The organism is Blastococcus sp. TBT05-19 (assembly GCF_003319095.1).
GTDB lineage: Bacteria > Actinomycetota > Actinomycetes > Mycobacteriales > Geodermatophilaceae > Blastococcus.
This window is the reverse complement of sequence record NZ_QOHI01000008.1, coordinates 115,569-140,641: the sequence shown is the minus strand read 5'-3', so window position 1 is coordinate 140,641 and position 25,073 is coordinate 115,569. Positions and strand designations below refer to the sequence as shown.

Here is a 25,073-nt window from a genome sequence, read left to right as displayed (position 1 = left end):
AGAAGGACCCCCGTGCCCCCCACCGCTCGCACGCTCGCGGCGGGGCCCTGCACGGGGGCCGTTCCGAGAAGGACCCCCGTGCCCCCCACCGCTCGCACGCTCGCGGCGGGGCCCTGCACGGGGGCCGTTCCGAGAAGGACCCCCGTGCCCCCCACCGCTCGCACGCTCGCGGCGGGGCCCTGCACGGGGGCCGTTCCATCCAGTCACCGGGGGGACCGATGAGCGAGGGAACGCGGCGCACGGGGGCGCCTCGTGACGTGCCGCCGCCTCGGCCGGTCGCCCCGCCACCCGCGGCGCCCGCCGAGGAGAGCCCGCTCGCCCGGGCGGCCCGCGCCGTCGCCGACGCCGTCGCCGGTATGGCCGGCACGGCGTCCGGGCGGTCGGCCGCCGGAGGGCTGCGGGACGTCGTCGGCGCCGTCGCCGGGGCGGTCGCGGGCGCCTTCGGGGGCACGGCGGACGACCCCGGCCCGGCGGCCGGCCGCACCGGCGACCCCGGTGCCGTGCCGCCGGTCGGGAGCCGCAGCCCCGGCGCCCTGCTCGGCGAGCTGCTCTCCGTCACCGCCCCGCGGCTGCCGGTCCGCGACAAGGAACGCCTGCGCGCGGCCCATCCCGGCGCGTCGGACGAGGAGATCGCCGACGCGCTCGTCCAACGCGCGGTCCGGGCCACCTCCGGCATCGGTGCGGCCGTCGGCGGCCTCTCCGCGGCGCACTGGCTCGCTCCGCCGTCACTGCTCGCGGTGCCGCTCGAGCTGGGTGCCGAGACCGTGCTCGTGGCGGCCGTGGAGATCGCGCTCATCGCCGAGCTGCACGAGCTGCACGACCGGCGCCCGCCCGGCGACGCCGCCCAGCGGGGCGAGGCCTACCTGTCCGCCTGGTCGGAGCAGCGCGCCGTCACGGCCCAGGGCGCGGGTCTCGGCTCGCTGCTGGGCGCCGCCGGGATGAAGGCGCTGCGGCGTCGGCTGACCCGGCGGCTCGCCGGCGCCGTCCCCTCCGCCGCACCCCTCCTGATCGGGGCGGCACTGGCCGGGCGTGGCAACCGCCGGGCGACGGAGTCGCTGGCGCGCCGGGTCCTGGCCGACCTGCGCCGCGAGCCGTGAGCGCCGGCATCCCCGCAGGGGGCCCGACCTCGGCCCCGTCCAGAGGCTCGCCCCGAGCCTGCGAGGGGGGAGGAGGACGGGGTCCTTCTGCTTATAGGGTCGCCGTCGTGCCCGAGCCACTCCTCGAGCCGGACGTCCCCGTCCTGCTCACCGACCCGGACGGCGCCGTGCCCCGGTACGCGCTGCCCGGTGACGCCGGTGCCGATCTCACCGCGGCCGAGGACGTCGAGCTGGCCCCCTTCGAGCGCCGGCTGGTCGGCACCGGGATCGCCGTGGCGATCCCCGACGGCTACGCGGGGTTCGTGCACCCGCGGTCCGGGCTCGCGCACCGGCTCGGGCTGAGCCTGGTGAACGCGCCGGGCACCATCGACGCGGGCTACCGCGGCGAGATCAAGGTCAACCTGATCAACCTCGACCCGCACAGCACGCTGCGGCTCAGCCGGGGCGACCGGATCGCCCAGCTGGTCGTCCAGCAGGTGGCCCGGGCCCGCTTCGTGCCGGTCGCCGAGCTGCCGGACAGCGAGCGGGGCGACGGCGGGCACGGGTCCACCGATCCATCAGCACGGAAGGGGCGGGACTGACATGCCGTTCGGACGGCGGCGCAACCGCATCGACCGCAGCCTGCGCGAGCGCGGGGTCCCCCCGGAGCCGCAGCAGCGGGTCCGCGACGTCGAGGCCACCAGCGGGCCCTGGGACGAGGCCGACGCGCCCGAGGACGGTGTGGCGCGCATCGACCTGGGTGCCATCCGGCTCCCTGCGCTCCCCGGCATGGACCTGCGGGTGGAGCTCAACCAGCAGCAGAAGGTGATCGCGGCGACCCTCCGCTCGGGGGAGTCCCTGCTGCAGGTCTCCGCCTTCGCCGCCCCGCGGGCCGCCGGCATCTGGGACGACGTGCGCACCGAGCTCGGACGCAGCGCGTCGGGCCAGGGTGCCTCGCTGCGCGAGGTCGAGGGGCCCTTCGGCATCGAGCTGACCGGCACGATGATGGCCCCGGCCGCCGCCGCGCCGGGTGCCCCGGCGCCGCAGCCGGTGCGCCGCCACGCCCGCTTCTTCGGGGTGGACGGTCCGCGCTGGTTCCTGCGCGGGCTGCTCAGCGGTCCGGTGGAGGACGAGGCCCGCGCGGCGGAGTCCCGGCTCGAGGAGGCGTTCCGCGGCATCGTCGTCGTCCGGGGCACCGAGCCGATGCCGGTGCGCGAGCCGCTGCCCCTCACGCTGCCCGCCCAGGCGGCCGCGCAGCTGGCCCAGCAGCAGGCCCAGCAGCAGGCGGCCGGTCAGCAGCCCGGTGCGGCCCCCTCCGCACCCGACCGCTCTACGCTGGGCGAGTGACGGAGACCCGACCCGCCGGCTGGTGGTCGCGCACGATCCACCGGATCACCGCGGACGACCAGGCCATCGACGCCCAGGAGCTGCGCGCGGGATCGGCGAGCGCCGGGTGCGACCGGGTCAGCGCCTGCCGCAAGGGTGAGGTGGTGACGGTGACCGGCCGGCTGAAGTCGGTCGTCTACACCCCGCGCGAGACCGTGCCCACCCTCGAGGCCGAGCTGTTCGACGGCTCGGGTTCGGTGACGCTGGTCTGGCTGGGCCGGCGGCGCATCCCGGGCATCGAGCCCGGTCGGTCGCTCACCGCGCGCGGCCGGTTCGCCGCCTTCGACGGCCGGCAGGTCATCTACAACCCCTGGTACGAGCTCGGCGCCGGCTGATCCGCCCGGGTGGGGGAGCGCCCCCCGGGAGCGGACCGGTGAGCAGGACAGGGAGACGAGCGTGACCGCAGCAGGCCCCGACGACGGCGTGGCCGACCGCCCGGCCGGGGAGACCGGCCGGCCGGTGTTCGACCGCGAGATGGTCCTCGACCAGCTCGGCGGCTGGCGGGGCATGGTCGACGCGACGCTGCCGACGGTCGCCTTCATCGTCGGCAACGGCATCGACGGCCTGCGCACCGGGATCTGGGCCGCCGTCGCCGCGGCCGTCGTGGTCTTCCTCCTCCGGCTGGTCCGGAGGCAGAGCATCCAGCAGGCGGTCAGCGGGCTCTTCGCCGTGGGTGTCGCCGTCGCCATCGCGTCGGTGTCGGGTCAGGCGCGCGACTACTTCGTCCTGGGCATCGTCCGCAGCCTCGCCGTCGGGGTCGTGCTGCTGGGCTCCATCCCGTTCCGCTGGCCCCTCGTCGGTGTGGCCGCCGAGTTCCTGGCGCCCAGCCACCACGGGTCGCTGGCCGGGCGCACCCGCCCCTGGGAGCGCACCCGCCGGCCGGTGGAGACCGCGGCCCCGGCCGACGACGCTCCGCCCGCCGCCCCCGAGCGGCACTGGCGCGACGACCCGCGGCTGCTCCGGGCCTACACCTGGCTGACCGTCCTGTGGGCCGCGAGCTTCTTCCTCCGCGCGGGCGTGCAGTGGATCTACTACCTCGCCGACGACGTCGAGCTGCTCGGCACGTTCTCCGTGGTCCTCGGCCTGCCGCTCACCGCCGTCGTGCTGCTGGTGACGCTGTGGGTGGTCGCCCGGCTGCACCGCCACCGCACCGCGGCGGACGACGGCGCCCCGGACGGTTCAGCCGGCGGCTGAGCCGGGACCGTCGGGTGCGAAGACCTGCTGGAGCTGGTCCTCGGTGTCGCCGTGCGAGACGAACAGCAGCTCGTCGCCGGACTCCAGCGGCTCGTCCGGCGTCGGGGTGATCACCCGGTCGCCGCGCAGGACCGCGGTGAGCACGGTCTCGCGGGGCAGCGGGACGTCGCGCAGCGGGGAACCCACCCACGGGGTGTCGTCCCCGAGCGTGATCTCGACCAGGTTGGCGGCGCCCTTGCGGAAGCTCATGAGCCGGACGACGTCGCCGACGCTCACCGCCTCCTCGACCAGGGCGGCGAGCACGCGCGGCGTGGAGACGGCGACGTCGACGCCCCAGGCCTCGGTGTAGAGCCACTCGTTGCGCGGGTCCTTGACGCGGGCGACGACCCGGTTGACGGCGAACTCGGTCTTGGCCAGCAGCGAGACGACGAGGTTCGCCTTGTCGTCACCCGTGGCCGCGACGACGACGTCGCAGGTGGCGAGCTGGGCCTCCTCGAGCGAGGTCACCTCGCACGCGTCGGCCTGCACCCACTCCGCGCCGGGCACCGAGCGGGTGCGCACCTTGCGGCCGTCCTTCTCGATGAGCATGACGGTGTGGCCGTTCTCGAGGAGCTCCCCGGCGATGGAGCGGCCGACGGCGCCCGCTCCGACGATGGCGACGCGCATCAGTGCTCCCCTCCGCCCGGGCCGCGCTCGACGACCTCGTGCACGTGGGCGGTCAGCTCGTCGGTGGCGGCGACGACGAGCTGGTCGCCGTCCTGCAGCACGGTCGACGCGCTGGGCAGCTGCGCCTCCCCGAACCGGATCAGCCACGAAGCGCGCGCGCCGGTGGCGGTCTCCAGCTCGACGAGCTTGCGGCCCACCCACACCTCGGTGACGGTGACCCGCATCAGGAGCACCTTGCCGGTGGGCTCGCGCCACAGCTCGCTGACCTTCACCGACAGCAGTTCGCGCAGCAGCCGGTTCACCGTCCACGGGACGGTGGCGACGCTGGGGATGCCCATGCGCTCGTAGACCTCGGCGCGCTTCGAGTCGTAGATGCGGGCCACGACGTGCTGGACGCCGAAGGTCTCGCGGGCCACCCGGGCGCTGATGATGTTGGAGTTGTCGCCACTGCTCACCGCGGCGAAGGCGCCGGCGGAGTCGATGCCGGAGTCGAGCAGGGTCTGGCGGTCGAAGCCGAGACCGGTGATCTGCCGGCCCGCGAAGTCGGGACCCAGCCGGCGGAACGCCTCGGGGTCCTGGTCGATCACGGCCACGCTGTGCCCGATCTGCTCCAGCCGGCGGGCGATGGCCGAGCCGACACGGCCGCAGCCCATCACGACCACGTGCACGTGTCACTCCCTGCAGCATCGGTCGCGCGGGCGCCGTCCGCCCGCGCAGTCACCGGGCGCGAAGCTACACCCGGCTGGGTGCCCGGAGGGCGCAGGAGGGCCGGTTCCCCCGGTCGGGGCGGGGTGTGCCGAGTCACCCGCGCGGACGGTCCCGGGATCCGTACCATCGCCGCCGTGCCAAGCCTGTCCGACCTCGGACAACTCCCGAAACGCCTCGTCCTCGGCCGCCCCGTGCGCAGCGACCGGGCCGGGGAGTCGCTGCTGCCCAAGCGGCTGGCGCTGCCGATCTTCGCCAGCGACCCGCTGTCCTCCGTGGCCTACGCCACGCAGGAGATCCTCATCGTCCTCACGCTGGCCGGTACGGCGTTCCTGTACCTGGCGCCGTGGCTGGCCGCGGCGGTGGTCGTGCTGCTGGTGACGGTGGTGCTCTCCTACCGGCAGGTGGTCCGCGCCTACCCCTCGGGCGGTGGCGACTACGAGGTCGCGATGAAGAACCACGGGCAGTTCGCCGGCCTCGTGGTGGCCAGCGCGCTGCTCGTCGACTACGTGCTGACCGTGGCGGTGTCGGTCTCGGCGGGCACCGACAACATCATCTCGGCGTTCCCGTCGCTCAACGAGCACCGGGTGCTGATCGCGGTCGGCCTGGTGGTCCTGCTCGCGGCGGCCAACCTGCGCGGCGTCAGGGAGTCCGGCCGGGCCTTCGCCGTGCCCACCTACCTGTTCATCACCAGCATCCTCGTGATGATCGGCACCGGCCTGGTCCGGTACTTCGTCACCGACGGGGACCTGACGGCGGAGAGCTCCGGCTACTCGGTGACGCCGGAACCGGAGTACACCCAGCTGGCCGGGCTGGCGCTGATCTTCTTCGCGCTGCGCGCCTTCGCCTCGGGCTGCACCGCGCTGACCGGTGTCGAGGCGATCGCCAACGGGGTCCCGGCCTTCCGGCCGCCGAAGGGCAGGAACGCCGCCACCACGCTGGCGCTCATGGGGGGCGTCGCGGCCACCATGTTCGCCGGCGTCACCGCGCTGGCGCTGCTCGCCGACGTGAAGTACGTCGAGCACCCGTGCGACCTGGACGGCTTCGCCGACTGCGAGACCGAGCCCCAGCGCACGGTCATCGCGCAGCTCGCGGCCGCGGTGTTCGGGGGCGACGCCTCGATCGGCTTCTTCGTCATCCAGGCGGCGACGGCGCTGGTGCTCATCCTGGCCGCCAACACCGCGTTCAACGGCTTCCCGCTGCTGGGCTCGGTCCTGGCGCAGGACCGGTTCATGCCCCGCCAGCTGCACACCCGCGGCGACAAGCTCGTCTACAGCAACGGCATCCTGGTCCTCGCCGGCTTCGCCGCGCTGCTCATCGTCGCCTTCGACGCCGACGTCTCCCGGCTGATCCAGCTGTACATCATCGGCGTCTTCACCAGCTTCAGCATCGGCCAGTGGGGCATGGTGCGGCACTGGAACCGGGAGATGCGGACGGCGGACCCGGCGGCGCGCAGGCGCATGCGCCGCTCGCAGGTCATCAACACCGTCGGCGGCTCCCTGACCAGCGCGGTCCTGCTGATCATCGTCGTCACCAAGTTCACCCACGGCGCGTGGCTGGTGCTGGTGGCCATGCCGGTGCTGTTCGGGCTGATGAAGGCGATCCACAAGCACTACTGCCACGTGTCCGACCAGCTCGTGCCCGACGCGGACTCGCGCACGCTGCCCAGCAAGGTGCACGCGGTGGTGCTGGTCTCGAAGGTGCACAAGCCGACGCTGCGCGCGCTGGCCTTCGCACGGGCCACCCGCCCCGACGCGCTCACCGCGCTGACGGTCAACGTGGACCCCGCCGAGACCCGCAGCCTGCAGTCGCAGTGGGAGCGCTACGACATCCCGGTGCCGCTGACGGTCCTCGAGTCGCCGTACCGGGAGATCACCCGCCCGGTGCTGGACTACGTGAAGGGCATCCGCCGCGACAGCCCGCGCGAGCTCGTCGTCGTCTTCGTGCCGCAGTACGTCGTCGGCCACTGGTGGGAGAACGTCCTGCACAACCAGAGCGCGCTGCGGCTGCGGGCCCGGCTGCAGTTCCAGCCCGGCGTCATGATCACCACGGTGCCCTGGCAGCTGGAGAGCAGCATCGGCCGGGACGACGACGCCGACCGGCGGGGTGGTCCGGCCCCGGGCGACCTGCGCCGCGGGTTCACCGACGACCAGGTCGACGTGACGCCGTATGGCTGAAGGACCCCGTCCTCCTCACCCCTCGCAGGCTCGGGGCGAGCCTCGGGACGCGGCCGCCGCTGCCCCCCACCGCTCGCAGGCGCGCCGCGGGCCCCTGCAGCGGGGCCGTTCCAGCACGTCACCTGACCGCGGCGGTGGGTGGGTCGGCCAGGAGTTCGAGGTCACCGTCGGCCCCGTCGCGCACGGCGGGCACTGCGTGGCCCGGCACGAGGGCCGGGTGGTGTTCGTCCGGCACACGCTGCCCGGTGAGCGGGTGCGGGTCCGGGTGACCGAGGACCGGCACGCCGGCTTCTGCCGCGCCGACGCCGTCGAGGTCCTCGAGGCCGCGCCGGCCCGCGTGGAGCGGCCCTGCCCGTACAGCGGGCCGGGGAAGTGCGGCGGCTGCGACTGGCAGCACGTCGACCCGGCCGAGCAGCACCGGCTCAAGGCCACCGTCGTGCGCGAGCAGCTGGTGCGGCTCGGCGGGCTGGACGCCGCTGATCCGGTGGTCGCCGGGCTCGTGGTCGAGGAGCTCCCGGGCGGGGCGCTGCGGTGGCGCTCGCGGGCCCGGTTCGCCGTCGACCGCACCGGCGCCCCGGGTCTGCGGCGGCACCGCTCGCACGACGTCGTCGTCCTCGACGACTGCCCCATCACGGTGGAGCCGGCCGCGCAGGCCGTGCTCGCCCGCCGCTGGCCCGGAGCCGGGGCGGTCGACGTGTCGATCGACTCGACCGGGGCGGTGACCACCGCGCGGCTGGACCGCCGGGGCCGGCCGCAGCTCGCCGACTTGCTGCAGGCGGGCGACGAGCTGCCCGCGGAGCGCGCCGGCCGCGCCGAGCGCCGCGCCGGCGGACGGGACTGGGAGGTCGAGGGCACCGGCTTCTGGCAGGTGCACCCCGCCGCGGCCGACGCGCTGGTCACCGCCGTCGAGGACCTCGCCGCGGTGACGCCGGGGGAGACCGTGCTCGACCTCTACGCCGGGGCCGGGCTGTTCGGTGGCGCCCTCGCCCCGCTGGTGGGCGAGGAGGGGCGCGTGGTCTGCGTGGAGTCCGACGCCGGTGCCTGCGCCGCGGCCGACGCCAACCTCGCCGCCCTCCCGCAGGCCGAGGTGTGGCAGGGCATGGTCGACGCCGAGGGGCTCGAGGAGCTGCTCGGCGAACTGGGCGGTGCACCCGACGTCGTCGTCCTCGACCCGCCGCGGGCAGGTGCCGGGAAGGCGGTGAGCCGGCTGCTCGCCGGCACCGGCGCGCGGGCCGTCGTCTACGTGGCCTGCGATCCCGCGGCGCTGGGCCGGGACGTCGCCGCGTTCGTGGAAGCCGGCTACCGGCTGGCCGACGTCCGCGGGTACGACGCCTTCCCGATGACCGCCCACGTGGAGTGCGTGGCGCTGCTCGTCCCCGCCTGACCCGCCCGGCGCTCCGCGCGGGACCCCGCCTCGATACCTTCTAGGGGTGCCCACGTGGGAATACGCCTCGGTCATCACCGCCAACGACGCCGAGTCCCAGCGCGCAGGGGTGAGCGTCAAGCTCCCCGGCGGGCAGTCGGAACGGCAGCCGGACGACATCAGCTCGGTCCTCAACAAGCTGGGCGCCCAGGGGTGGGAGCTCGTCAGCTACCACTCCAGCGGCGCCGGCACCTGGGGCTTCGAGCAATTCTGGCTCAAGCGGCAGACCTCCGCCTGACGCGCCGCGCGCCGGTCGAACGCATGTTCGACCGGTAGGGCACACTGGTGCGGTGGACCGAACGGTGCCGCCGGGCTGGCCGGAGCAGGTGCGTCCGCCCGGTGCGCCCGACTGGGAGCGCACCGCCGTCGCCTGGCTGTTCGACCTCGTGCCGTCGGACTACCGGGCGCACGAGGTGCTGCGCCGGTACCCGGTCCTGCTGGCCCGCTTCGCCGCCGACCACGTCGCCGCCGGGCTGGAGGCGGCGCGCCGCGGCTGGCGGACGGTCCGGGTGGAGCTCGCCGACCAGCTGCCCACCGAGGCGATGGAGGCGGCCATCGCCGCCTACGAGCGGGAGGGCACCCGGCTGGCCGCCGCGGCCCGCGGCGTCGAGGTGGTGGGCGGCGCGCTGCGGGGCGAACGCTGGGTGCCGCGGCTCTGACCGGGCGATCTTGCTCACCCGGTGAGGTGGCCGTACGCGACTACAGTGGGCCCGTGCCGCTCCTGCGATCGCTCCGAGATCCCGCTGATCTGCGAGCCCTGCGTCCCGAAGAGCTGCCTGCCCTCGCGGCCGAGATCCGCGACACGCTGGTCACCAGCGTGGCGAAGACCGGTGGGCACCTGGGCCCCAACCTCGGCTGCGTCGAGCTGACCATCGCGCTGCACCGGGTGTTCGACTCCCCGCGCGAGCCGATCGTCTTCGACACGGGGCACCAGTCCTACGTGCACAAGATGCTCACCGGCCGGGTCGAGGGCTTCGAGCGGCTGCGCCAGCGCGGCGGCCTGTCCGGCTACCCGAGCCGGGCCGAGAGCGAGCACGACTGGGTGGAGAACAGCCACGCCTCGACGTCGCTGTCCTACGCCGACGGTCTCGCCAAGGCCTACGCCGTCCGGGGTGACCAGCGGCCGGTCGTCGCGGTGATCGGCGACGGCGCCCTCACCGGCGGCATGGCCTGGGAGGCGCTGAACAACATCGCCGCCGCGCAGGACCGCCCGGTGGTCATCGTCGTCAACGACAACGGCCGCTCCTACTCGCCGACCATCGGCGGCGTCGCCGACGCGCTGGCCACCCTGCGGCTGCGCCCCGGCTACGAGAACGCGCTGCTCCAGGTGCGCCAGGCGCTGCACAAGGCGCCGGTCGTCGGCTCCGCGCTCTACGACGCGCTGCACGCGATCAAGAAGGGCCTCAAGGACGTCCTGTCGCCGCAGGGCATGTTCGAGGACCTCGGCATGAAGTACATCGGCCCGGTCGACGGGCACGACATCGAGGTCATGGAGTCCGCGCTGCGCCGGGCCCGCTCGTTCGGCGGCCCGGTGATCGTGCACGCGGTCACCACCAAGGGCTTCGGCTACCCGCCGGCCGAGACCGACCAGATCGACGCGTGGCACGCCACCGGCGTCTTCGACCCCGACAGCGGCGCCAGCGTCGCCGCCGCCCGCGACTGGACGACGGCGTTCTCCGACGAGCTGGTGCGCATCGGCGCCGAGCGCTCCGACGTCGTCGCCATCACCGCCGCGATGCTGCACCCGACCGGCCTGGCGGCCTTCGCCGAGCGGTTCCCGGAGCGCACCTTCGACGTCGGCATCGCCGAGCAGCACGCGCTGACCTCGGCCGCGGGTCTCGCGATGGGCGGCTTGCACCCCGTCGTCGCCGTCTACTCGACGTTCCTCAACCGCGCGTTCGACCAGCTGCTCATGGACGTCGCCCTGCACCGCCAGCCGGTGACCGTCGTGCTCGACCGCGCCGGGGTGACCGGCACGGACGGCGCCTCGCACAACGGCATGTGGGACATGTCGATCCTCTCGGTGGTCCCCGGCGTCCGGCTGGCCGCGCCGCGTGACGAGTCGACGCTGCGCGAGGCGCTGCGCGAGTCGGTCGCGGTGACCGACGGCCCGACCGTCGTCCGCTTCCCGAAGGGCGCGCCGCCGGTCGACATCCCCGCGCTGGAGCGGCGCGGGCCGGTCGACGTGCTGCGCCGGGACGAGCGGAGCGACGTGCTGCTGGTCGCCGTCGGCTCGATGGTGCCGACCTGCCTGGCCGCCGCCGAGCGCGCCGCGGACCACGGCATCGGCGTCACCGTCGTCGACCCGCGCTGGGTGCTGCCGGTCGCTCCGGAGCTCGTGGACCTCGCCGCTGACCACCGGCTCGTGGTCACCGTCGAGGACGGCGGCCGGGCCGGGGGAACGGGCACCACGCTCACGCAGGCGCTGCAGGACCGCGGGATCGACGTCCCGGTTCGCTCGATGGGTCTGCCGCAGCAGTTCTTCGACCACGGCAGCCGCGGGCAGGTGCTCGCCGACGCCGGGCTCACCGAGCAGGACGTCGCCCGCCGGATCGCGGAGTGGACCTCCCGGCTCGCCGAGCGCGCCGACGACCAGGTCGTGGAGCCGGCCGACGAGGCCCGTTCATGACCGTCATCGCGGAGATCCAGGTGGCGCCCTCGCCGCCCGGCACCGACGAGAACCCGCACGCGCACGTGGAGGCCGCGATCGCGGTGATCCAGGCGTCGGGGCTGCGCTACGAGGTCGGTGCGCTGGGCACCACGCTCGAGGGCGAGGCCGACGAGGTGTGGGCGACGCTCCGGGCGGCGCACGAGGCGATGCTCGCCGCGGGCGCGAGCGCGGGCCTCTCGCACGTCAAGGTCGCCTCGGTGAACCGCACGATGGACAGCCTCACCAGCAAGTTCCGCTGACCCGGCGCGGGTGCCGCGGTGTGGTCGCGACCGCCGCGCTGCAGCGCGGCGGTGGTGACCGGAGCGCGGCGACGGCATCGCCCCGGGAGACGACGAACGGCCCGGCTCCCTCCACGCTGAGGGGGCCGGGCCGTCCGGGTCCGGTGGACTACGCGGGGAGCGAGGCCACGCCCTGGGGCAGGAACCGGGAGCCGGTCACCCGCTCCGAGACGCCGGTCCGGTCCAGGTAGGCGGTGATGCCGCCCAGCCAGAACGGCCAGCCCGCGCCGAGGATCATGCACAGGTCGATGTCCTGCGGAGCCTGCACGACGCCCTCGTCCAGCATCAGCCGGATCTCCTGCGCCAGCGCCTCGACGGCGCGGTCGTGCACCTGCTCGGCGGTGAGCGGGGAGTCGCCGGTGAACGACCCGGCCAGCTCGGGGTCGACGACGCCGGGCTCGCTGAAGACGCTCGCCTTGCCCAGCTCGACGATCCGCTTGAGGCCCTCGCCGACGGCGAACCGGTCGGGGAAGGCCTCGTGCATGCGCTCGGCCACGTGCAGCGCGACCGCCGGGCCGACGAGCGAGAGCAGCTCGAACGGCGTCATCGGCAGACCCAGCGGGTCCAGAGCGCGCTCGGCGACCTCGACCGGCGTGCCCTGCTCCACGGCCGCGGTGACCTCGCCCAGGAAGCGGGTGAGGAGGCGGTTGACCACGAACGCCGGGGCGTCCGCGACCAGCACACAGCTCTTCTTCAGCGACTTGCCGACGGCGAAGGCGGTGGCCAGCGATGCGTCGTCGGTCTGCTCGGCACGCACGACCTCCAGCAGCGGGAGGACGGCGACCGGGTTGAAGAAGTGCAGGCCGACCACGCGCTCGGGGTGCTCGAGCTTGGCGGCCATCTCGGTCACCGAGAGCGCCGAGGTGTTGGTCGCCAGCACGCACTCGGGGGAGACGATCGCCTCCACCTCGGCGAACACCTGCTGCTTGACCGACATCTCCTCGAACACGGCCTCGATGACGAGGTCGGCGTCGGCGAAGACGTCCTTGGACAGCGAGCCGGTGACCAGGCCCTTGAGCTGGTTGAGCTTGTCGGAGCTCAGCCGGCCGCGCAGCGCCAGCTTGTCCAGCTCGCCGTGCACGTAGGCCACGCCCTTGTCCACGCGGGCCTGGTCGATGTCGGTCAGCACGACCGGCACCTTCAGCTGCCGCACGAACAGCATCGCCAGCTGCGAGGCCATGAGCCCGGCGCCCACGACGCCGACCTTGGTGACCTTGCGGGCCAGCGACTTGTCCGGCGCGCCGGCGGGACGCTTCGCCCGCTTGTTCACCAGGTCGAAGGAGTAGAGCGAGGCCCGCAGCGGGTCGCTCATGAGCAGCTCGGTCAGCGCGTCGTCCTCGGCGGCCGTGCCCGTGGTGAAGGCCTCGCCGTCCACGCCGGCCTTCGCCAGCTCCAGCAGGTCCACCGACCGGACAGCGCCGGGGGAGGCGTCGCGGGTGCGGGCGGCGACGACGCCGCGGGCGCGGGCGATCGCGTCGTCCCACGCCGAGCGGTCGACCTCGGGACGCTCGACGGCCACCGAGCCGTCGAGCACGCCGACGGCCCACTCGAGCGAGCGCTCGAGGAAGTCGGCCGGCTCGAAGAGCGCGTCGGCGATGCCGAGCTCGGCCGCCTTGGGCGCCGGCGTCATCTTGTTCTGCGCCAGGGCGTTCTCGACGATCACCGTGACGGCGGCGTCGATGCCGATCAGGTTCGGCAGGAGCTGCGTGCCGCCCCAGCCGGGGACAAGCCCGAGGAAGGCCTCGGGGAAGGCGACGGCGGCGCCGCCGCTCATCGTCCGGTAGTGGCAGTGCAGCGCCAGCTCCAGGCCGCCGCCGAGGGCGACGCCGTTGACGAAGGCGAACGTCGGCACCGACGAGTCCTTCAGCCGGCGGAACACCCGGTGGCCGGTCTCGGCGATCTCCCGGGCGGCCGACGCGTCGGTCACCGACGGCACGCCGGAGAGGTCCGCGCCCACGGCGAAGATGAACGGCTTGCCGGTCACGCCGATCGCCGCGGGGGCGGGGGAGCGGGCGGCGATCTCGTCCAGCGCGGCGTCCAGCGAGGCGAGCCCGCCGGGGCCGAACGTCGACGGACGGGTGTGGTCATGCCCGTTGTCGATGGTGATCAGGGCGAACTCACCGGAGAGGCCGGGCAGCGTCAGGAACCGGACCAACGCCCGAGTCACGACCTCGTTCTCGAAGACAGCGCTCACTTGTCGCCCTCCCAGTTGGGGTTCTCCCAGATCACGGTGGCGCCCATGCCGAGGCCCACGCACATGGCGGTCAGGCCGTAGCGGACGTCGGGGCGCTCGGCGAACTGCCGCGAGAGCTGGGTCATCAGGCGGACGCCGGAGGAGGCCAGCGGGTGGCCGACGGCGATGGCGCCGCCCCACGGGTTGACGCGCTCGTCGTCGTCGGCGATGCCGAAGTGGTCGAGGAACGCCAGCACCTGGATGGCGAAGGCCTCGTTGAGCTCGAACAGGCCGATGTCGGAGATGGACAGGCCGGTGCGGGCCAGCGCCTTCTCGGTCGACGGCACCGGGCCGATGCCCATGACCTCGGGCTCGACGCCGGCGAAGCCGTAGCCGACCAGGCGCATGCCGACGTTGAGGCCCAGCTCCTCGGCGACGTCCTCGGCGGCCAGCAGGCAGCCGGTGGCGCCGTCGTTGAGACCGGCGGCGTTGCCGGCGGTCACGTTGCCGTGCGGGCGGAACGGGGTCTTCAGCGTGCCCAGGCCCTCGAGGGTGGTCTGCGGTCGCGGCGGCTCGTCGACGGTCGCGACGCCCCAGCCGTTCTCGGCCGAGCGGGTCGCCATGGTCACCAGCTCCGGGCCGATCTTGCCGTTGGCCACGGCCTTCGCGTACTTCTGCTGGCTGGCCAGCGCGAACGCGTCGGCGCGCTCCTTGGTCAGGTGCGGGAAGCGGTCGTGCAGGTTCTCCGCGGTCGAGCCCATGACCAGGGCCGAGGGGTCCACCAGCTTCTCGCTGATGATCCGCGGGTTCGGGTCCACGCCCTCACCCATCGGGTGGTTGCCCATGTGCTCGACACCGCCGGCGATGGCGACGTCGTAGGCGCCGAACGCGATGCCCGACGCGGTGGTGGTCACCGCGGTCATGGCACCGGCGCACATGCGGTCGATCGAGTAACCGGGAACCGACTTCGGCAGCCCGGCCAGCAGCGCGGCGGTGCGGCCGAGGGTCAGGCCCTGGTCGCCGATCTGGGTGGTGGCGGCGATGGCCACCTCGTCCACCCGGTCGGCCGGCAGAGCGGGGTTCCGGCGCAGCAGCTCGCGGATGCAGCGCACCACGAGGTCGTCGGCGCGCGTCTCGGCGTAGATGCCCTTCGGACCGGCCTTGCCGAAGGGAGTGCGCACGCCGTCGACGAAGACGACCTCACGCAGCGAGCGGGACATGTGACCTCCGCAGGATTCGTAACCGCACCCGGCAGGGCCCGGCGGCGTTCAAGTTACCCGTCGGTAACCGGCGGGCCAAGCGCAGCGCGGCCCTCGTTCGAGGGGGTTCCGGATCACGGTCCGGCAACGAGGACAGGGTGTGGTTGCGGTCACGGGGAAGGGGCGCGCAAGATGTGCCGCCGGAATTTCTCTGTAACCCCAACGAAATGGCAGGTCCCCCTCATGGTGCGACGGCGCACAGTGACGACGGCGCTCGCCGCCGGTCTGGTGTTCGGTCTGGCTGCCTGCGGCGGCGACTCGGGCAGCGGCGGCAGCGGCGGCGGCGACGGCGGCGGCGGCGGCGACGCGGCCGGCAAGGTCGGCGTCATCCTCCCCGACACCGAGTCCTCGGTCCGCTGGGAGAACTTCGACCGCCCCTACCTCGAGGCGGCCTTCGAGGAGGCCGGCGTCGAGGCCGTGATCCAGAACGCCGAGGGTGACGCGCAGCGGCAGGCCACCATCGCCGAGCAGATGATCACCGAGGGCGTGACCGTCCTGGCGATCGTCAACCTCGACTCCGCCTCGGGCGCGCAGATCCAGGAGACCGCCGCCGCCGAGGGCGTGCGGACCATCGACTACGACCGGCTCACGCTGGGCGGCTCCGCGGAGTACTACGTCTCCTTCGACAACACCGAGGTCGGCCGGCTGCAGGGCCAGGGCCTCGCGCAGTGCCTCGGTGACGAGCCCGCGAACATCGCCTTCCTCAACGGCTCGCCGGACGACAACAACGCCACCCTGTTCTCGGCGGGCGCCCACGAGGTGCTCGACGAGATGACGCAGTACACGCAGGTGGCGGAGCAGGCCGTGCCGGGCTGGGACAACCAGGAGGCCGCGACCATCTTCGAGCAGATGTACACGCAGGCCGGCGGCGACATCCAGGGTGTCCTGGCCGCCAACGACGGCCTGGCCAACTCGGTCATCCAGATCCTCGGCCGCAACAACGCCGCGGGCGCCAACAACGTGACCGGTCAGGACGCCACCGTCGAGGGTCTGCAGAACATCCTCGCCGGCGACCAGTGCATGACGGTCTACAAGTCGATCCGCGAGGAGGCCGCCGCGCTCGCGGACCTGGCCGTCGCGCTGATCAACGACGAGGAGGCCGAGACCACGGGCACCGTCGAGGACCCCGAGGGCGACCGCGAGGTCCCGTCGGTCCTGCTGACCCCGGTCTCGATCTTCCGTGACAACGTCAAGGACGTCGTCGACGACGAGTTCGTGACGGCCGAGGAGCTGTGCACCGGCGAGTTCGCCGCCGCCTGCACCGAGCTCGGCATCCAGTAATCCCTCCCGTCGGGGCGCCCTCCGGATCCGGAGGGCGCCCCGCTCGGTTCGTCGTCAAGAGAGGAAGCCCGTGAGCGTGCCTCAGCCGGCGGATGGAACCCCCATCCTCGAGCTCCGCGGCGTCGACAAGAGCTTCGGCGCCAACCAGGTCCTCCACGGTGTGGACCTGAAGGTCTACCCCGGCAAGGTCACCGCGCTCGTCGGCGACAACGGTGCGGGCAAGAGCACGCTGATCAAGTCGATCGCGGGCATCCACCCGATCGACGGCGGGCAGATCCTCTTCGACGGCAACCCCGTCGACATCGCCGGTCCGCGGGACTCCGCCAAGCTCGGGATCGAGGTCGTCTACCAGGACCTCGCCCTGGCCGACAACCTCGACGTCGTCCAGAACATGTTCCTCGGCCGGGAGCGCAAGAACGGCCTGCTCCTCGACGAGATCTCCATGGAGCAGGCGGCCCGCGACACCCTGGCCAAGCTGTCGGTCCGCACGCTCAAGTCCGTGCGCCAGCTCGTCTCGAGCCTCTCCGGCGGTCAGCGGCAGACGGTTGCCATCGCCAAGGCGGTCCTCTGGGAATCCAAGGTCGTCATCCTCGACGAGCCGACGGCGGCCCTCGGCGTCGCGCAGACGCGTCAGGTGCTCGACCTCGTCCGCCGGCTGGCCGACACCGGTCACGCCGTCGTCTTCATCTCGCACAACATGGTCGACGTCTTCGAGGTGGCCGACCGCATCGCCGCCCTCTACCTGGGCCGCATGGCAGCGGACATCCCGATCTCCGAGGTCAACCGCGGTCAGGTCATCGAGCTCATCACCGCGGGCCGGTCGGGCGACATCGGCATCGCGCCCGCCGACGTCGCGGCCGTGGAGGTCTGAACCATGTCGAGCAACACCATCACCGGCTCCACGAGCGCGCAGGAGCCCGGCGGCTTCGAGGGCGACCGCTCGACCGACTCGCTCGGCGGCGCCGCCCGCGCCTACGTCGCCCGGGTGCGCGGCGGTGACCTCGGTGCGCTGCCCGCGATCCTCGGCATCCTGGCCCTGGGCCTGCTCTTCTTCGCCCTGCGGCCGGAGACCTTCCTGACGCCGCGCAACATGGCCAACCTGGCCGACCAGGCGGCCCCGATCATCATCCTCGCGATGGGCCTGGTCTTCATCCTGCTGCTCGGGGACATCGACCTGTCCGCGGGCGTCGTCAGCGGGGTCTGCGCGGCCGTCATGGCCAAGCTGCTCGCCGACGCCGGCGCTCCCTGGTACGTGGCCGTGCTCGCCGCGATCGTCACCGGCGCCGCCATCGGCCTGTTCACCGGCAGCCTCGTGGGGCTGATCGGCATCCCGTCGTTCGTCGTCACGCTCGCGCTCTTCCTCGGCTGGCAGGGTGTCACCCTGCGGCTCATCGGGCAGGGCGGCACCGTCCCGGTGCGCGACGAGGTGGTCTCGGCGATCAGCGACAAGAACCTGCCGGTGGTGCTGGGCTGGGTCCTCGCCCTCGTGGTCGTCGCGCTCTACGCGGTGCTGCAGCTGAACCGCTGGCGCACGCAGCAGGCCAAGGGCCTGGCCTCCCAGCCGCTGGCCGTCGTGCTGGTGCGGATCGGGGTGATCGCCGCGGTGGTCGTCCTCGTGACCGCCGTCCTCAGCCTCGACCGGGCGCCGGCTGCCGGTGTCGTGCTGGCCGGCATCCCCTACGCCATCCCGCTGGTGGTCATCCTGCTGCTGGCCCTGTCGTTCGTGCTGGGCCGCACCAGCTTCGGCCGGCACATCTACGCCGTCGGCGGCAACGCCGAGGCAGCGCGACGGGCCGGCATCAACGTCACGAAGATCAAGGTCTCGGTCTTCGTCATCGGCTCGACGCTGGCGGCGATCAGCGGCATCGTCGCCGCCTCGCGGCTGGGCTCGGTCGCGCCGGGTTCCGGTGGTGGCAACACGCTGCTGTACGCCGTGGGTGCGGCGGTCATCGGTGGCACCAGCCTCTTCGGCGGCCGGGGTCGCGTGCGCGACGCCGTCCTCGGTGGCCTGGTGGTGGCGATCATCGCCAACGGGCTCGGCCTGCTGGGCACGGAGGCGTACCTGAACTTCATCATCACCGGTGGCGTGCTGCTGCTCGCCGCGAGCGTCGACGCGCTGGCCCGCCGGCGGGCCGCCGCGACCGGCCACTGACCCCTGCCGCCCGCCGTGCCTCAGGCCGGCGGGCGGCAGGTGCTCGTTCCCGACGGGGCGTCGTCCGCAGCACGCGGACGGCGCCCCGGCGGCGTTCGCAGAGCTCAGCCCAGCTCGGAGCGCAGCACGTGGACGGCCCGGCCAAGAACGGTGCGGACGCACCGCAGCTCCGCCGCGAGCCAGCGGGGGCGGTACGCCTCCAGCTCGAACACCCAGGGGACGTTCGCGGCGAAAAGCTTGCGGTAGCACCGGTCGGCCGTCGGGCCCCTGTCCCGCCAGGGCGCATCGACGCTGTCGGCGACGTCCTTGGCGGTGTTCCAGAGGTTCAGCGCCGACTCCGTGGGGAGCGCCGGTCGTCGTCCCCGGAGCCAGTCCTGCGCCGGACCGAAGTCCATCGCCGACCGGCCGATGTCGTCGTCCCCGAGCCCTCGCCACGCGTGGCGCGCGGCGTCGGAGACGCAGTCGTCGGGGGACGACCAGGTGAGCACCCGCCCGTCGCGGACGGCCACGCGGTCGACGTCACCGACCGGACCCCAGAACACGGTGACCTCGCGGTCGTCGAAGCGCAGGGTCAGCGCCTCGCCCCGTTCCACCCTCAGGCGCGGTTGGCGGCGTCGGTGAGCAGGTCGGCGGTGAGCTCGATCTGCCACTCGCGCGCACCACCGGCGCGCAGCGCGCCCTCGACGGCGGAGCGCTCGCGGGGCTCGGGCGGGCTCCACATCAGCCGGCGCACCAGGTCGGGGGAGAGGATGTTCTCCACCGGGATCCCGCCGTGCTTCTCCTTGAGCTCCTCCAGCCCGGTGCGCGCCACCTGCAGCCGGGTGGCGGCGGCCGGATCGCGATCGGCCCAGCGGTTGACCGCCGGCGGACCGTCGCCCGGGAGGCTGTGCGGGGGCAGCTGGTCCTCCGGGATCGCCTTGCCCCGGGCCAGCGCGCTGAACCAGTGCGCCACCAGGCGGCGGTTGGCCCGCCCGCGGAACACCGGGAGCTCCAGCAGCGCGCCCTCGTTCTTCGGGTCGGCCTGCACGGCGGCGACCATCGCGGCGTCGGGGAGCACCCGTCCGGGCGCGATGTCGCGCTTGCGGGCCAGCTCGTCCCGGGCCTCCCAGATCGCGCGCAGCATGCCGAGCTGACGGCGGCTGCGCAGCTCCCGGGTCTTGGAGCGGCGCCACGGGTCCGGCTTGGGGGCCGGCGGACCGGCGGCGAGGATCGCCGCGAACTCCTGCCGGGCCCACTCGGTCTTGCCCTGCTCCTCGAGGATCGCGGCCAGGGCGTCGCGCAGGTCGACCAGCACCTCGACGTCGAGGGCGGCGTAGACCAGCCACTCCTCGGGCAGCGGCCGGGTGCTCCAGTCGGCGGCGGAGTGCCCCTTGACCAGCGAGTAGCCCAGCAGCGACTCCACGACGGCACCGAGGCCCACGCGGGGGAGACCGGCGAGCCGCGCCGCAAGCTCGGTGTCGAAGATCCGGCCGGGGACCAGGCCGATCTCGCCCAGGCAGGGCAGGTCCTGGTTGGCCGCGTGCAGCACCCACTCGGCGTCGGCGATGGCGTCCTGGATCACCGAGAGGTCCGGCAGCGGGACGGGGTCGAGCAGCCCGGTGCCCGAGCCGTTGCGCCGCAGCTGGACCAGGTAGGCCTTCTGGCCGTACCGGTAGCCGGAGGCGCGCTCGGCGTCGACGGCGACCGGACCGGTGCCGGCGCGCAGCGCCTCGGCGTACTCCACCAGCTGGGTGGAGGTCTCGATGACCGGGGGCAGGCCGTCGCGGGGTGCCAGCAGCGGGATGGCCTCCGGAGCGGTCGGCTGCTCCGGCTCGGGAGTGGGGTCGGTGCTCAGTTGCCGTCCACCTTCTTGCCGGTCCTCGTCGGTCGGTCCGCCGGCGCCCGGCCGGTTCCACCGCCGTCGGGCCGCAGGATCCAGGGGGAGGAGCACCGGCTCAGCGGGCTGGTGCCCGTCGCGCCGGTTCGATGTTAGAGAGTCTCGCTGCCGACCCGGTCGGAGGGACCCAGCAGCCGCACCCCGGGCGGGGGCAGCCCGGCCGCGTTGCCCAGGACGTCGAGCCAGGCCTGCAGGTGCCGTCCGAGGTCGGTGTCCTCGGCGGTCCAGGAGGCGCGCATCTCGACGTCGACCGAGTGCTCGGGGCCGGCCAGGTCGCCGAAGCGGGTGGAGGCCGTCCGGGTGACCGTGCCGCCCACCGCGTGGTGACCGGCCCCGGCCTCACCCAGGGCGTCGGTCAGCCAGCTCCAGGCGACCTCGGAGAACATCGCGTCGTCGACCAGCTCCTCGTCGGTCTCCGCGGAGAGGTAGCCGACGCAGCGCATGGTGCCGTGCCAGGACTCGTGACCCTCGGGGTCGAAGAGGACGATGAACCGCGCGCTGGCGATGTCGTCGTCCGGGTCGTCGGGATCGGCCACGTTGGCCCCGATCGCGTGCGCGAAGGGTGCGAGGCGCTGCGGAGCCGGGATGGGCTCGAGCTCGATCTCGGGCCGGGCGCGCACCGCCGCGAGCGACTCGAGGGCCGCACGGAACTCGGCCGGGACGTCGGCGACGTCCCGGGACGGTTCCCCGGCACCAGCCAGGTTGCGCGGCTCCACGACCGCAGAGTAGGCCGGGTCACCACGTTCGGCCGCAGACGCGCCGGACGTCCGCCCGACGGGCCGGGCGCCGCGAGGCGGTCGTCTGGGAGGATCGACGCTCGTGAGTGCTCCCGCGTCGGCGTCCCCGGCCGATTCCGATCTCGTCCGCGCCGCCCGTGGCCTCCCGGTCAGCCGGACGCCGGTGTGGTTCATGCGTCAGGCAGGGCGGTCGCTGCCGGAGTACCGGGAGCTGCGCGCCGGCACCAAGATGCTCGACGCCTGCCAGGACCCGGACCTGATCACCGAGATCACCCTGCAGCCGGTGCGCCGGCACGGGGTGGACGCGGCGATCTTCTTCTCCGACATCGTGCTGCCCCTCGTGGTGGCCGGGGTGGACATCGAGATCAAGCCGGGGATCGGCCCCGTCATCGCCGACCCGGTGCGCTCGGTCGCCGACGTCGACGCGCTGCCCGACCTCGACCCCGCGCAGCTGGGCTTCCTCGAGACGGCGGTGCGCCGGCTGGTCGGCGAGCTCGGTGCCACGCCGCTCATCGGCTTCGCCGGTGCCCCGTTCACGCTGGCCACCTACCTCATCGAGGGCGGCCCGTCGAAGGAGCACGCGCGCACCAAGGCGTTCATGTACGCCGAGCCCGAGGCGTGGTCGCGGCTGCTGCAGAAGCTCTCGGTGTCCTCGTCGACGTTCCTGCGCACGCAGGTGGACGCCGGCGCCTCGGCGGTCCAGCTCTTCGACTCGTGGGCCGGGGTGCTGTCGGCGGTCGACTACGCCGAGCGGGTGCTGCCGCACTCCCGGGCGGTCTTCGACGGGCTGGGTGGGCGCGACGTGCCGCGCATCCACTTCGGCGTCGGCACCGGTGAGCTGCTGCCGCTGATCGGCGACGCCGGAGCCGACGTCGTGGGCGTGGACTGGCGGCTGCCGCTGGACGAGGCCGCCCGCCGGGTCGGCCCGGGTCGGTCGCTGCAGGGCAACCTGGACCCCGCCGTCCTGCTGGCCGACCGGGAGACCGTCGACCGGGAGGTGCGCCGCGTGGTGGAGCAGGGGAAGGCGGCCCGCGGGCACGTCTTCAACCTCGGCCACGGCGTCCTGCCCGACACCGACCCCGGCGTCCTCACCCACGTCACCGAGCTGGTCCACGAGCTCACGAGCGCATGAGCAGCCGCCGCCTGGTCGTCGTCGGCGCCGGCATCACCGGCCTCGCCGCGGCCTTCGAGTGGCGGCGACGCCGCCCCGACGACGAGATCGTCGTCCTCGAGGCCGGCGACCGGATCGGCGGCAAGCTGCACCGCATCCAGCTGGCCGGCCACTGGTACGACACCGGCCCGGAGGCGATGCTTGCCCGCGTCCCCGAGGCGATCGCACTGGTCGAGGCCCTCGGGCTGGGCGCAAGGCTGGTCGCGCCGGCCACCACGCAGGCCTCGGTCGTGCTGCCCGAGGGCCGGTTCCCGCTGCCGGCCGGCACGGTGCTCGGCGTCCCGGCGTCGACCGACGGGCTGGACGGCTTCCTGTCGTCCGAGGGCGTCGCGCGGGTCCGCGCCGAGGCCGACCTGCCGCCGCTGGCCGTGGACGGCGACGTCGCCGTAGGAGGACTGCTGCGGGAGCGGCTCGGCGACGAGGTGGTCGACCGGCTGGTCGAGCCGCTCCTGGGCGGCGTCTACGCCGGTCGGGCCGACGAGCTCTCGCTGCAGGCGACGATGCCGCAGCTGCACGCGCACCTGGGTGAGGGATCGGTCCTCGCGGCAGCCGCGGCCGCCCGGGAGGCAGGTACTCACAGCCGCGGCGACGTCGACGGGCCGGTGTTCCAGACCGTGGACGAGGGCATCGGCTCGCTGCCGGCCGCGCTGGTGGCGGCGGCCCGGGCCGAGGTCCGCCTCCGCACCCCGGCGCACGCCGTCCGCCGGACCGCCTCCGGGTTCGAGGTCTCGACCGGTCAGGTGGCGGCGCCCGAGGTGCTGACCGCCGACGCCGTCCTGGTCACCGCGCCCGCGGGCAAGGCCGCCCGGCTGCTGGGGCGGGTCGCACCCGGTGCGGTGGAGCCGCTGCAGGGCATCCCGTACGCCTCGATGGCGGTCGTGGCCATGGCGTTCCCGGCGCAGGACGTCGAGGCCGGTTCCGGGCTGCTGGTGCCGCCGGTGACCGGCCGGCTGGTCAAGGGCGTCACGGTCTCCTCCTCGAAGTGGCCGCACCTGGGCGGGGACGCGCTGCTCGTGCGCTCGTCGGTGGGCCGGTACTGCGACGAGTCCGAGCTGCAGCGCACCGACGAGGACCTCACCGCCGCGGTGGTGGCCGACGTCGCCGACCTGCTCGAGCTCTCGCGCCCGGAGCCGGTGCAGACCGCCGTCGTGCGCTGGGGCGGGGGGCTGCCGCAGTACCTCGTGGGCCACCCGGCCCGGGTCGACGCGATCCGCGCGGCGGTCGGCGAGGTGCCCGGTCTCGGCATCGCCGGTGCGGCCTTCGGCGGGGTGGGCCTCCCGGCCTGCATCCGCGACGCCACCCGCGCCGTCGACGCGCTGCTGTGATCCCCGACCCGAGGCGGCATCACGGGGCGGCCTCCGACGTTGCACGACGCGTGAGCACCACGCACCACCCGAACAAGAGACGATCCGCATCCGCCGCTCTCGCCCGCTGCCTGCGCCACCACGTGTGGATGGCGGCCTGCACCGACTGCCGCGCCGCCCATGTCCGCCGGACCGATGGGTCCGGCGAGGCGGACCGGCCGGCGAGCTGAGCGCACGACCCGTTCCCGCCCGGGCCCGGCGAACCCGCCGGCCCGGGCGGGGGACAATGGGCGCATGAGCGAGCAGCAGGTCGAGGAACGCAGCATCGGTAAGCGGGCGAACGAGTTGAACGCCACCATCCGCTACACGATGTGGTCGGTGTTCAAGCTGGCCCAGCCCTTCGGTGACGACGAGCGCACCGCCGCCGGTGACGAGGCGGCCGCCCTGGTGGAGGAGCTCGCCGGCAAGGACGTCGTCGTCCGCGGCACGTACGACCTCAGCGGGCTGCGGGCCGACGCCGACCTGATGGTCTGGTGGCACTCCTCCTCGGCCGAGGCGCTGCAGGAGGCCTACACGCGGCTGCGCCGCACCGCGCTGGGCCGCCGCCTCGAGCCGGTGTGGTCGCAGATGGCCCTGCACCGCCCCGCGGAGTTCAACCGCAGCCACATCCCGGCGTTCCTCGCCGACGAGGAGCCGCGCCGGTTCGTCTGCGTCTACCCGTTCGTGCGGTCCTACGAGTGGTACCTGCTGCCCGACGAGGAGCGGCGGGACATGCTCAAGGAGCACGGCATGCAGGCGCGGCCCTACCCCGACGTGCGGGCCAACACCGTCGCGTCGTTCGGGCTGGGCGACTACGAGTGGATGCTGGCCTTCGAGGCCGACGAGCTGCACCGCATCGTCGACCTCATGCGCGACCTGCGGGCCAGCCGCGCCCGACGGCACGTGCGCGAGGAGGTGCCGTTCTACACCGGTACCCGCAAGCCGATCGCGGAGCTGGTCGGCGACCTGGCGTAGCAGCTCCCGTACGCCAGAGGGCGGCCACCGATCGCTCGGTGGCCGCCCTCTGGCGTCGGGGTGCGCCTACTCGGCCGGCTTCAGCGTGATCGAGACGCTGTTGATGCAGTAGCGGTCGCCGGTGGGCGTCTGCGGGGCGTCGTCGAAGAGGTGGCCGAGGTGGCTGTGGCAGGTCCCGCACAGAACCTCGGTGCGGATCATCCCGTAGCTGCGGTCCTCGCGGAGCACCACGTTGTCCTCGGCGGAGGCCTCGTAGAACGACGGCCAGCCGCAGTGCGAGTCGAACTTGGTCTCCGAGCGGAACAGCTCGGCGCCGCAGGCCCGGCACTCGTAGACGCCGACGGTCTTGGTGTCGACGTACTCACCGGTCCAGGCGCGCTCGGTCCCCGCCTGGCGGAGCACCGCGTACTCCTCGGGGGACAGCTGCGCGCGCCACTCCTCGTCGGTCTTGCTGACCTTGGGCTGGGATGCGGAGGTGGTCATGCCTCCACGGTACGGCGGTTCCGCCACCTCGATCGGGGGACCGCCCG

25 protein-coding genes are annotated in these 25,073 nt (G+C 73.9%); 17 read left to right on the top strand and 8 right to left on the bottom strand.

Going from position 1 to position 25,073, the window contains the following annotated elements; all coding sequences use genetic code 11:
• Positions 1-218: 218 nt before the first annotated feature.
• From DQ244_RS19015 to DQ244_RS18995, 5 genes are all read left to right on the top strand, one after another.
• Positions 219-1,097, top strand: a complete 879-nt coding sequence (locus tag DQ244_RS19015; RefSeq protein WP_113813066.1) for a hypothetical protein — start codon at positions 219-221, stop codon at positions 1,095-1,097.
• 107 nt (positions 1,098-1,204) lie between these two features.
• Positions 1,205-1,678 carry a dUTP diphosphatase gene (gene dut / locus DQ244_RS19010; RefSeq protein WP_113813065.1) on the top strand — a complete coding sequence of 158 codons (474 nt, stop codon included), beginning with the start codon at positions 1,205-1,207 and terminating at the stop codon, positions 1,676-1,678.
• A 1-nt stretch (position 1,679) separates the two neighbouring features.
• Complete coding sequence (locus tag DQ244_RS19005; protein WP_113813064.1) at positions 1,680-2,423, top strand: DUF3710 domain-containing protein; 744 nt, start codon at positions 1,680-1,682, stop codon at positions 2,421-2,423.
• Entirely contained in the window at positions 2,420-2,797 is a 378-nt protein-coding gene (locus DQ244_RS19000; protein ID WP_113813063.1) for an OB-fold nucleic acid binding domain-containing protein, read from the top strand. Before DQ244_RS19005 ends, DQ244_RS19000 begins: the two co-directional genes overlap by 4 nt.
• Positions 2,798-2,858: 61 nt before the next feature.
• A complete protein-coding gene (locus tag DQ244_RS18995) occupies positions 2,859-3,656 on the top strand; it encodes a DUF3159 domain-containing protein (protein ID WP_233491733.1) in 798 nt (265 codons plus the stop codon).
• On the opposite strand, the gene DQ244_RS18990 is transcribed toward DQ244_RS18995, so the two are convergent.
• Together DQ244_RS18990 and DQ244_RS18985 are read right to left on the bottom strand one after the other, a co-directional pair.
• Positions 3,642-4,322 (bottom strand): TrkA family potassium uptake protein, encoded by a 681-nt coding sequence (locus tag DQ244_RS18990; RefSeq protein ID WP_113813062.1) that lies wholly within the window; start codon positions 4,320-4,322, stop codon positions 3,642-3,644. The two genes, DQ244_RS18995 and DQ244_RS18990, sit on opposite strands and share 15 nt — an antisense overlap.
• Positions 4,322-4,990 carry a TrkA family potassium uptake protein gene (locus DQ244_RS18985; protein WP_113813061.1) on the bottom strand — a complete coding sequence of 223 codons (669 nt, stop codon included), beginning with the start codon at positions 4,988-4,990 and terminating at the stop codon, positions 4,322-4,324. The genes DQ244_RS18990 and DQ244_RS18985 overlap by 1 nt, the downstream gene beginning before the upstream one ends.
• Positions 4,991-5,164: 174 nt before the next feature.
• On the opposite strand from DQ244_RS18985, the gene DQ244_RS18980 reads away from it, so the two are divergent.
• The 6 genes from DQ244_RS18980 to DQ244_RS18955 all read left to right on the top strand — a co-directional run bounded on the left by DQ244_RS18980 (position 5,165) and on the right by DQ244_RS18955 (position 11,537).
• Positions 5,165-7,204, top strand: a complete 2,040-nt coding sequence (locus DQ244_RS18980; protein ID WP_113813085.1) for an APC family permease — start codon at positions 5,165-5,167, stop codon at positions 7,202-7,204.
• Between the two features lie 94 nt (positions 7,205-7,298).
• Positions 7,299-8,588, top strand: a complete 1,290-nt coding sequence (locus DQ244_RS18975; protein ID WP_255411616.1) for a class I SAM-dependent RNA methyltransferase — start codon at positions 7,299-7,301, stop codon at positions 8,586-8,588.
• A gap of 46 nt (positions 8,589-8,634) precedes the next feature.
• Positions 8,635-8,865, top strand: coding sequence for a DUF4177 domain-containing protein (locus DQ244_RS18970; protein WP_113813059.1), 231 nt, complete (start codon positions 8,635-8,637; stop codon positions 8,863-8,865).
• Between the two features lie 52 nt (positions 8,866-8,917).
• Positions 8,918-9,286 carry a hypothetical protein gene (locus DQ244_RS18965; RefSeq protein ID WP_113813058.1) on the top strand — a complete coding sequence of 123 codons (369 nt, stop codon included), beginning with the start codon at positions 8,918-8,920 and terminating at the stop codon, positions 9,284-9,286.
• 53 nt (positions 9,287-9,339) lie between these two features.
• The gene (gene dxs / locus DQ244_RS18960; protein WP_113813057.1) at positions 9,340-11,256 is read left to right on the top strand and encodes a 1-deoxy-D-xylulose-5-phosphate synthase; all 1,917 of its coding nucleotides are present in this window, start codon (positions 9,340-9,342) and stop codon (positions 11,254-11,256) included.
• A complete protein-coding gene (locus DQ244_RS18955) occupies positions 11,253-11,537 on the top strand; it encodes a thiamine-binding protein (RefSeq protein WP_113813056.1) in 285 nt (94 codons plus the stop codon). Before dxs ends, DQ244_RS18955 begins: the two co-directional genes overlap by 4 nt.
• A gap of 148 nt (positions 11,538-11,685) precedes the next feature.
• Here the strand turns inward: DQ244_RS18955 and DQ244_RS18950 are convergent, their stop codons facing one another.
• The gene (locus tag DQ244_RS18950; RefSeq protein ID WP_113813055.1) at positions 11,686-13,770 is read right to left on the bottom strand and encodes a 3-hydroxyacyl-CoA dehydrogenase NAD-binding domain-containing protein; all 2,085 of its coding nucleotides are present in this window, start codon (positions 13,768-13,770) and stop codon (positions 11,686-11,688) included.
• On the bottom strand, positions 13,767-14,969 hold the full coding sequence (locus DQ244_RS18945; protein ID WP_113813054.1) for a thiolase family protein: 1,203 nt from the start codon (positions 14,967-14,969) through the stop codon (positions 13,767-13,769). Before DQ244_RS18945 ends, DQ244_RS18950 begins: the two co-directional genes overlap by 4 nt.
• A gap of 222 nt (positions 14,970-15,191) precedes the next feature.
• On the opposite strand from DQ244_RS18945, the gene DQ244_RS18940 reads away from it, so the two are divergent.
• From DQ244_RS18940 to DQ244_RS18930, 3 genes are all read left to right on the top strand, one after another.
• Complete coding sequence (locus DQ244_RS18940; RefSeq protein ID WP_113813053.1) at positions 15,192-16,289, top strand: sugar ABC transporter substrate-binding protein; 1,098 nt, start codon at positions 15,192-15,194, stop codon at positions 16,287-16,289.
• Positions 16,290-16,359: 70 nt separating this feature from the next.
• Positions 16,360-17,160, top strand: coding sequence for an ATP-binding cassette domain-containing protein (locus DQ244_RS18935; protein ID WP_233491731.1), 801 nt, complete (start codon positions 16,360-16,362; stop codon positions 17,158-17,160).
• A 3-nt stretch (positions 17,161-17,163) separates the two neighbouring features.
• Positions 17,164-18,441 (top strand): sugar ABC transporter permease, encoded by a 1,278-nt coding sequence (locus DQ244_RS18930; protein ID WP_113813052.1) that lies wholly within the window; start codon positions 17,164-17,166, stop codon positions 18,439-18,441.
• A gap of 104 nt (positions 18,442-18,545) precedes the next feature.
• Here DQ244_RS18930 and DQ244_RS18925 read toward each other — a convergent pair whose 3' ends face one another.
• Genes DQ244_RS18925 through DQ244_RS18915 form a run of 3 tightly spaced genes read right to left on the bottom strand, consistent with a single transcriptional unit; the run spans position 18,546 to position 21,033 of the window.
• Positions 18,546-19,034: a hypothetical protein gene (locus tag DQ244_RS18925; protein ID WP_113813051.1), complete on the bottom strand. Its 489-nt coding sequence runs from the start codon at positions 19,032-19,034 to the stop codon at positions 18,546-18,548.
• Positions 19,035-19,036: 2 nt separating this feature from the next.
• Complete coding sequence (locus DQ244_RS18920) at positions 19,037-20,371, bottom strand: HRDC domain-containing protein (protein ID WP_233491730.1); 1,335 nt, start codon at positions 20,369-20,371, stop codon at positions 19,037-19,039.
• A gap of 38 nt (positions 20,372-20,409) precedes the next feature.
• Positions 20,410-21,033: a DUF3000 domain-containing protein gene (locus tag DQ244_RS18915; RefSeq protein WP_113813050.1), complete on the bottom strand. Its 624-nt coding sequence runs from the start codon at positions 21,031-21,033 to the stop codon at positions 20,410-20,412.
• 103 nt (positions 21,034-21,136) lie between these two features.
• On the opposite strand from DQ244_RS18915, the gene hemE reads away from it, so the two are divergent.
• The 3 genes from hemE to hemQ all read left to right on the top strand — a co-directional run bounded on the left by hemE (position 21,137) and on the right by hemQ (position 24,543).
• The gene (gene hemE / locus DQ244_RS18910; RefSeq protein WP_233491729.1) at positions 21,137-22,186 is read left to right on the top strand and encodes a uroporphyrinogen decarboxylase; all 1,050 of its coding nucleotides are present in this window, start codon (positions 21,137-21,139) and stop codon (positions 22,184-22,186) included.
• Positions 22,183-23,550, top strand: coding sequence for a protoporphyrinogen oxidase (gene hemG / locus DQ244_RS18905; protein ID WP_113813048.1), 1,368 nt, complete (start codon positions 22,183-22,185; stop codon positions 23,548-23,550). The genes hemE and hemG overlap by 4 nt, the downstream gene beginning before the upstream one ends.
• Positions 23,551-23,823: 273 nt before the next feature.
• Positions 23,824-24,543 (top strand): hydrogen peroxide-dependent heme synthase, encoded by a 720-nt coding sequence (hemQ, locus tag DQ244_RS18900; RefSeq protein ID WP_113813047.1) that lies wholly within the window; start codon positions 23,824-23,826, stop codon positions 24,541-24,543.
• A gap of 66 nt (positions 24,544-24,609) precedes the next feature.
• Here the strand turns inward: hemQ and msrB are convergent, their stop codons facing one another.
• Positions 24,610-25,026 carry a peptide-methionine (R)-S-oxide reductase MsrB gene (msrB, locus tag DQ244_RS18895; protein ID WP_113813046.1) on the bottom strand — a complete coding sequence of 139 codons (417 nt, stop codon included), beginning with the start codon at positions 25,024-25,026 and terminating at the stop codon, positions 24,610-24,612.
• Positions 25,027-25,073: the final 47 nt, after the last annotated feature.